This is a genomic window from Pseudomonas sp. Irchel s3f7 (assembly GCF_900187615.1).
Classification (GTDB): domain Bacteria; phylum Pseudomonadota; class Gammaproteobacteria; order Pseudomonadales; family Pseudomonadaceae; genus Aquipseudomonas.
This window is the reverse complement of the sequence record NZ_FYDO01000038.1, coordinates 48,372-55,233: the sequence shown is the minus strand read 5'-3', so window position 1 is coordinate 55,233 and position 6,862 is coordinate 48,372. Positions and strand designations below refer to the sequence as shown.

Here is a 6,862-nt window from a genome sequence, read left to right as displayed (position 1 = left end):
AAAGGGACCGAGGCGCTGGTGATACTTGCCAGAAAACTGGCTCGGGTACTGTTTGCCTTGATGAAAAACCAAAGTGAATACAAGCCTATTTCTATGTTTGGGGGTTCCCCCCAAACATAGAATCTCCCACATTGGTTCTTTGGCCAACCGCAGATTCTGAAAAACCCCCAATCCCCTGTGGGAGCTAGCCTGCTAGCGATGGCGTGGTTAAATCCAGCATTGATATCGACTGACCCGACGCCATCGCGAGCAAGCCGCGCTCCTACAGTGATTTTTTGGGGACCCGAAGATCCAGGCGATCCCCCAATCCCCTGTAGGAGCGAGCCTGCTCGCGATGGCGCCAGTACATCAGCATTGATGTCGACTGACCCAACGTCATCGCGGGCAAGCCGCGCTCCTACAGTGTTTTTTTGGCGATCCAGAAATCCCGGCAGACCCCAACCCCCAAATCACACCCACAAAAAAGGGGACTCACGTCCCCTTGCGGTGTTGCCTTGTGCAGGCCTAAACCATCAGTAGATGTCCTTCGACAACAACGTGAACGGCGTCTTCACCAGGATCTTCAGGTCCAGCCACAACGACCAGTTGTTGATGTACTTCAGATCGATTTCGACACGCTTCTGCATCTTGTCGATGGTGTCTGTCTCGCCCCGGCAACCGTTGACCTGCGCAAGGCCGGTAATACCCGGTTTGATTCGGTGACGCGCCATGTAAGCGAGAATTTTTCCGGAGTAGTAGTTGTTGTGCGCGATGGCGTGAGGACGCGGGCCGACCAGCGCCATGTGCCCTTGCAGCACGTTGAACAGTTGCGGCAACTCATCCAGCGAAGTGCGACGGATGAAGCGCCCGACCGGCGTGATGCGCGAGTCGTTACGGCTGGCCTGCTTGACCTCGTGATCATCGTGCACGCGCATCGAGCGGAACTTCCAGACCTGAATCACCTTGCCATTCCAGCCGTGACGGTCCTGCTTGAAGAACACCGGGCCGGGCGAGTTGAGTTTTACCGCCAGCGCAATGACCAGCAGAACCGGGCTCAACAGGATGATAGCCAGCAGCGCCACGCTTTTTTCCACCAGGCTTTTACTGAGCGCGGCAGTGGGGCGACTGGTCAGCGGACTTTCGTTCAAGTAGATCGCTGGCAGGCCGTCCACGACTTTCACCGAGTGATTGAGCAACGTCAGGCTGTTCAAGTCCGGCACCCAGACCACGTCAACGTTGGCACCCAACAAATCGACGTACATGGCTTCGATCTTTGCCGCTTCCGACAGGGGCAGGGTGATGTACAAACGACGGATGTCATGGGTTTTGATCAGTTCCAGCAGATCCTCCTGGGCGCCGACGATGCGCGGTGCACCTGGTTCCAGATTGGGAAGGGCGCCGTTGCTGACCAGACCCACCAACGGCAGGTTCTCGAGGTTGCTCAGCTTGTGCGCCAACCCCAGCGCCAGTTCGCCGGTGCCAACGATCAGGGTTTTATGCTCGCTTTTGCGTGAGCGCTGGTAGAACTTCGAGAACGCATGCAGTGGCGCATACAACAACGCCTGACCGAGGAACCCGTACACCGCCCAACCAAGGATCACTTGCCGCGAAAACAGCTCATCAGCCTTGCAGACAAATGCGATGCAGGCCAGTGCTGCCATTGTCATGGTCCAGCCCATGAACAGGCGCCCCAGCCCGGTCAGATAATTGTCTCTTTTTCGATATACACCGCTAAATGTATAAGCCGGGACCGAGGCCAGTACGGCGAGTGTTGCGCACATGCGGTAGTAGAACTCGACCGCTCCCGTGTGCTGTTCAGCAAGTATGAACAACAATGAAACTACAAAGCCTTGCGCCAGCGCCCATTGCCCCCAAAAGGTCAGTCCCTTGAGGCCGGTGTTTCGATTGATACTAAGAGTAAGATCCATACAATATCCCCAAAAGACGTCCATTCAGGTTTCGACAGTTGAAAACCGAGTTGTTAAGTAGGCTTATTATTGTTATTGGAGCGAGTGTCCTGAGGTAACAACGTCGATATGCCGAACTGTCGTCAGTCAATAGACTAAGTTATTGGCAGGGATGCTGTCTGACGAGTTCTAACAAGATGGCAAAGTGCCAATCATGCAAGTTTGTAAAAGTGCGGGCGTTAGAAAAGGTCGAATAGGAAGGGGTGAATAGTGGGTGTGGTATTTGGTACTGTAACAGGGAGGGAGTAAGAGAGTCGCAGTAGCGGGGGTCGTCAAACAGAGTGCTCTTTTATTATTGTGATCGCACTTTTCTGTTTGTTCGTTCAGGGAGGACTTGCTTACGCCAAGACTTCCTGGATCAGGCAATAGCCACGGTTGCGCACGGCACGAAACAGACGTTCGCCATTACTGGCGCTTTTGAATTTGTCTTGCAGGCGACTCAGGCACATTTCCAGTCCGCGATATTGCTCTGGCTCTCTGCCGATGCTGAGGATCAGATCGTCTCGACTGACGACACGCTCCTCGTGGTGCAACATTTTCTTGATCAGCGTGGCCTCCAATCCGGTCAGGTTGATCTCGATACCCTCTTTGACCAATGCACTTTGATCATTGTCGAGTTGCCAGGCTTCGCTGCAAACAGCGTCGTTCGCGATTTTTCGGGGGGCGTCGCTTATTTCACCCGTTATTGCCGGTACGTTATGGAATGGATTCGCGGATTGTGCCGCCAGCCATTCGGACTCAAGTGTGGCGAGGATTCTTTGTGTATCGTGTTCGATACTGCGCGCGACATTTTTCCTTGAAACGCTCGGGTAAGTGAACCCCATCAGCACTGGAGCGGAAGAGGGCGAAGCAACACCTTCAATAAACATTTGTGCCTGGGACGTGCCAAACGAATTGAAGCGCTCACTGGACAGGATGGTCTCGAGTTCACGCTGCGACGTTGTGCTATGAGTCACGACGACAAAGTATTTTCTTGGGAGGGTTGTACTAATTTCCATGTCTCTCTCCTAACGTACACACCAAATTTGGCTAAAAAGATGATCGGCAGGGGAGTAACGACTCCCACGGAAGTAATCGAAAGGCAGGGTTTGGGCCCAAAATGGCCCTCGATAGGTTCCACTCGATCTTGCTATAGAATAAAACTTTTATTGTTATGGTTCGATGTTGCCACCGTCATGTAATCGATAAATCACCAACTCGGATAAACGATGAGTCGATAGGGTTGATGGCATTCGGCTAGTTGATATCAAAAGGCCTTGAACTCTTTGAGTCAGGGCGTTGAGATCAGCCCCCTCATCAGGCGGTATCCATGCCCCCGAATGCTCTGGATCGCGTTTGTACCATACATGTCCTTGATTTTTCCACGAAGACGACTGATCGACTTTTCCAGGGCTCTGGGGTCATAAAAGTTGCTGTTCAACCCCATGATGGTGGCAATTTCATCATGGCTTAGTATGTGGTTGCTGGTGTGTGCAAAGGCTTCCAGAATCTTCATTTCTGCAAAGGAAATGTCCAGTTTCTTGCTGGTGCCCAGTAGGCAAATGCGAGTAGGGTCCAATATCAGATTGATATCTCTTTGCCATTCTTCACTACTAAAGAATTCGGCAAGCAGCGCCGAGCTTTCATCAGAAAGAGTAGTCAGCTTGATACAAAAGTCGGCCCCTGCCAGATAGTACTTTATCTTGTTGAAGGCGCCGCGACCCGTGATGACCGCACAAATGATGGGTTTCAAGTTGCCGGTGCGCAGGTTTTCCACTAGCGCGAGGCTTTCTTCGAGGGCTTGGGGGCTATCGATGATGATGAAGATGGCTCGATACGAACCAGAGCGTTCATTTGTCTTATATGAACTAGTGTAGGCGTTGGCCTCTAGAGCCATATCGGTCCGCACATGCCTTGCGACTAGCGCTCTAAAATGTTCAGCCACGCCACGGGTACGACCCAGAGTGAGGACTCCGGGTTCATCGTTTGTCTGGCGCTGGCTTCTAGTCGCTAAGTTCCCTGTAAGCATCATGCATTGACTCGAATAGGTGCTGACATCGGGATGTTAAAGCACCGGTTCTCATCTGTGACTGACAATTGGTAACATTTACGCGGATTTTAGACGTGGCTCCCGAGTTTTCTAACAATAACTAAGCTTTTCAAGCTTTTAGTTGATTTTCTCGGCTGGCTGAACTAGTGGAATAACGTCGTTAGATGGTGGCAATATGGAATTGTGCCACTATTTTGAATCGGTGGCGATTTGTTTTTATGTCCTTTTGCCACTGTTTTCATCAGTGGGTGCCATCACTCATGACAGAAGGCTTAGTCCCGTAGAAATACAAATAGTGTGAGCACGGTCACACTTAATAACGACTGAGACTTTTTCTGTCGAGCACTAAATTTCTTCCGGACGTATTCGTAGGCGGACGATTATTAACATGGCTTGAGTGTGTCTTTTGATAAGACATATTCTCCCTCGCCAAATCGGGTGATGGATGTCGCTACACCGATTGCTTTTCAGCATCTCAATATCTGAGTGCAGTTGACGGGCCATACTCAAAAAATGGTCTGACGGAGGATTAATGGATTTCTGGACCCTGTTCACGGTGTTGATTTTAGGTGCGGTAGAAGGCTTGACCGAGTTTTTGCCCATCTCAAGTACGGGCCACCAGATCATTGTTGCAGACTTGTTGGCGTTTGGCGGGGAGCGCGCCATGGCGTTCAATATCATTATTCAGCTGGGCGCCATTCTCGCTGTCGTTTGGGAGTTTCGCCCCAAGATCTTCGCAATCATCAAAGGGTTACCGAGCCAACGCAATGCACAGCGTTTTACTCTCAACTTGCTGATCGGATTTCTTCCGGCCGTTGTGCTGGGGGTGTTGTTCGCTGACAAGATTCATGAATATCTATTCAATCCGATCACCGTAGCCGTCGCATTGGTCCTCGGTGGTGTCGTGATGTTGTGGGCCGAACAGCGGGATCATGTGGTGCATATCGAACATGTTGACGACATGCGCTGGCCAGATGCGCTGAAGGTGGGGTTTGCGCAATGCCTGGCGATGGTGCCGGGTACTTCCCGCTCTGGATCGACGATCATCGGTGGCTTGTTGTTTGGTCTATCACGCAAGGCTGCCACCGAGTACTCGTTCTTTTTGGCGATGCCAACGATGGTCGGTGCTGCGGTGTATTCAGGCTACAAGTACCGGGACCTGTTCCAGAGCAGCGATCTGCCGGTTTTCGCGCTGGGTTTCGTGACAGCGTTTTTCTTCGCCATGATCGCCGTACGCGGCTTGTTGAAGTTCATTGCGAACCACAGCTATGCGGCATTCGCCTGGTACCGGATCGTGTTCGGATTGTTGATCCTGGCCACCTGGACGTTCGGCTGGGTGAACTGGACGGCGGCCGCAGCCGCAGGCTGACAGCAGAGCCAGGCGGATCAAACCGCCTGGCCGAAATGGCGAGAGCGACCGGGCATTAACGCCCTTCAAGCAACTCGGCAGCTTGATCGAGCAAGGCCAAAGGCTCTTTGGCCTTGTGAATATCCACCGACAACAACTGACGAAACTTCCGCGCTCCCGGGAACCCGGTGCCCAGTCCGAGCACGTGGCGAGTGATGTGGTGCATCGATCCACCCGCATCAATGTGTGCCGCGATGTAAGGCCGCAACTGCGCCAGCGCCTCGGCGCGGCTGATGACCGGTGCCGTGCTGCCAAACAGCTGCTGATCGACTTCGGCCATCACATAAGGGTTGTGATACGCCTCGCGACCCAACATCACGCCATCGAAGGTCTGCAAATGCTCGTGGCAGGCTTCCAGCGTCTTGATCCCGCCGTTGAGTATGATCTCCAGCGCCGGAAAATCAGCTTTCAACTGTGCTGCCACGTCATATCGCAGGGGAGGAATGTCGCGGTTTTCCTTCGGCGACAACCCCTCCAGAATCGCAATCCGCGCATGCACGGTAAAACTCGTGCACCCGGCATCCCGCACCGTACCGACGAAATCACACAACTCTGCGTAACTGTCTCGCCCGTTGATCCCGATCCGGTGCTTCACCGTCACCGGAATCGACACCGCATCCTGCATCGCCTTCACGCAATCGGCCACCAGCTGCGGATGCCCCATCAGGCACGCGCCGATCATATTGTTCTGCACCCGATCACTCGGGCAGCCGACATTCAGATTCACCTCGTCGTAACCATGCTCCTGCGCCATGCGCGCACACGCCGCCAAATCCAGCGGAACACTGCCACCGAGTTGCAGGGCGAGCGGGTGCTCGGCCTCGTTGTGCCGCAGGAAACGCTCGTGATCACCGTTGAGCAAGGCACCGGTGGTGACCATCTCGGTGTAGAGCAGGGCGTTTTTCGACAGCAAGCGCAGGAAGAAGCGGCAGTGGCGGTCGGTCCAATCCATCATCGGGGCCACGGAAAAGCGGCGGGAGAGCGGGGCGGGTGTAGCGTTGGTTACGGACATGGGGGATCTGGAATCGGTGAGGCTGGGAGGTGGGGGAGTTTATCAGGAATGGGGCTGTGGAGTTTGGGTGCGTCGGGATACGCCCAGGCTCACGCGCAACCTGAACATTCACTGTCGCCTCGCCACATTTCATGATCCCCGGCACAGACCAGGCATAGCATGCCCACCAAAGGTCTTGTCCCCCACGCCTCAACCCACAGGAATCAAAAAATGATCGCAAACCTCGTCAAAGTCTCGCTGATTTCCGGTGCTTTGTTGTTGAGTGCCTGTTCGGGTGTGAGCTCACATCGCGATTATTCGGCTGACTCGGTGCAGCCTGCCGGCTTCGGCCCGGGGCCGACCAGCAACCCCGACCAGATGAATTTTCATGGCAGTGCGCTCGGCAATAGCTACGGTGAATACGGTTCAGGTTTGTTGCACGACGACTGATACGTACTCCGCACAAAAAACGATCCGTTACTTGGCGC

The 6,862-nt window shown here is 53.7% G+C and carries 6 protein-coding genes and 1 pseudogene; 3 read left to right on the top strand and 4 right to left on the bottom strand.

Annotation, left to right across the window (positions count from 1 at the left end; translation table 11 throughout):
• Positions 1-120 (top strand): annotated as a pseudogene (locus tag CKW19_RS29265) (IS110 family transposase); the annotation flags it as partial.
• A gap of 392 nt (positions 121-512) precedes the next feature.
• Here CKW19_RS29265 and CKW19_RS25725 read toward each other — a convergent pair.
• The 3 genes from CKW19_RS25725 to CKW19_RS25715 form a co-directional block, all read right to left on the bottom strand.
• Positions 513-1,907, bottom strand: a complete 1,395-nt coding sequence (locus CKW19_RS25725) for an undecaprenyl-phosphate glucose phosphotransferase (protein WP_095060985.1) — start codon at positions 1,905-1,907, stop codon at positions 513-515.
• A gap of 377 nt (positions 1,908-2,284) precedes the next feature.
• Positions 2,285-2,944, bottom strand: a complete 660-nt coding sequence (locus CKW19_RS25720; protein ID WP_095060982.1) for a winged helix-turn-helix domain-containing protein — start codon at positions 2,942-2,944, stop codon at positions 2,285-2,287.
• A gap of 272 nt (positions 2,945-3,216) precedes the next feature.
• Positions 3,217-3,957, bottom strand: coding sequence for a winged helix-turn-helix domain-containing protein (locus CKW19_RS25715; protein WP_095060981.1), 741 nt, complete (start codon positions 3,955-3,957; stop codon positions 3,217-3,219).
• 550 nt (positions 3,958-4,507) lie between these two features.
• On the opposite strand from CKW19_RS25715, the gene CKW19_RS25710 reads away from it, so the two are divergent.
• Positions 4,508-5,344 (top strand): undecaprenyl-diphosphate phosphatase, encoded by an 837-nt coding sequence (locus CKW19_RS25710; RefSeq protein WP_095060979.1) that lies wholly within the window; start codon positions 4,508-4,510, stop codon positions 5,342-5,344.
• Positions 5,345-5,399: 55 nt separating this feature from the next.
• Here CKW19_RS25710 and dusA read toward each other — a convergent pair whose 3' ends face one another.
• On the bottom strand, positions 5,400-6,395 hold the full coding sequence (dusA, locus tag CKW19_RS25705) for a tRNA dihydrouridine(20/20a) synthase DusA (RefSeq protein ID WP_095060977.1): 996 nt from the start codon (positions 6,393-6,395) through the stop codon (positions 5,400-5,402).
• Positions 6,396-6,605: 210 nt separating this feature from the next.
• On the opposite strand from dusA, the gene CKW19_RS25700 reads away from it, so the two are divergent.
• Complete coding sequence (locus tag CKW19_RS25700; protein ID WP_095060975.1) at positions 6,606-6,824, top strand: hypothetical protein; 219 nt, start codon at positions 6,606-6,608, stop codon at positions 6,822-6,824.
• Positions 6,825-6,862 lie beyond the last annotated feature (38 nt).

What these genes read in the sequence shown, in the direction of transcription:
- CKW19_RS25700 (WP_095060975.1), top strand. Translation starts at nt 6,606, where the DNA reads ATGATCGCAAACCTCGTCAAAGTCTCGCTGATTTCCGGTGCTTTGTTG.
- dusA (WP_095060977.1), bottom strand. Translation starts at nt 6,395, where the DNA reads ATGTCCGTAACCAACGCTACACCCGCCCCGCTCTCCCGCCGCTTTTCC.
- CKW19_RS25715 (WP_095060981.1), bottom strand. Translation starts at nt 3,957, where the DNA reads ATGATGCTTACAGGGAACTTAGCGACTAGAAGCCAGCGCCAGACAAAC.
- CKW19_RS25720 (WP_095060982.1), bottom strand. Translation starts at nt 2,944, where the DNA reads ATGGAAATTAGTACAACCCTCCCAAGAAAATACTTTGTCGTCGTGACT.
- CKW19_RS25710 (WP_095060979.1), top strand. Translation starts at nt 4,508, where the DNA reads ATGGATTTCTGGACCCTGTTCACGGTGTTGATTTTAGGTGCGGTAGAA.
- CKW19_RS25725 (WP_095060985.1), bottom strand. Translation starts at nt 1,907, where the DNA reads ATGGATCTTACTCTTAGTATCAATCGAAACACCGGCCTCAAGGGACTG.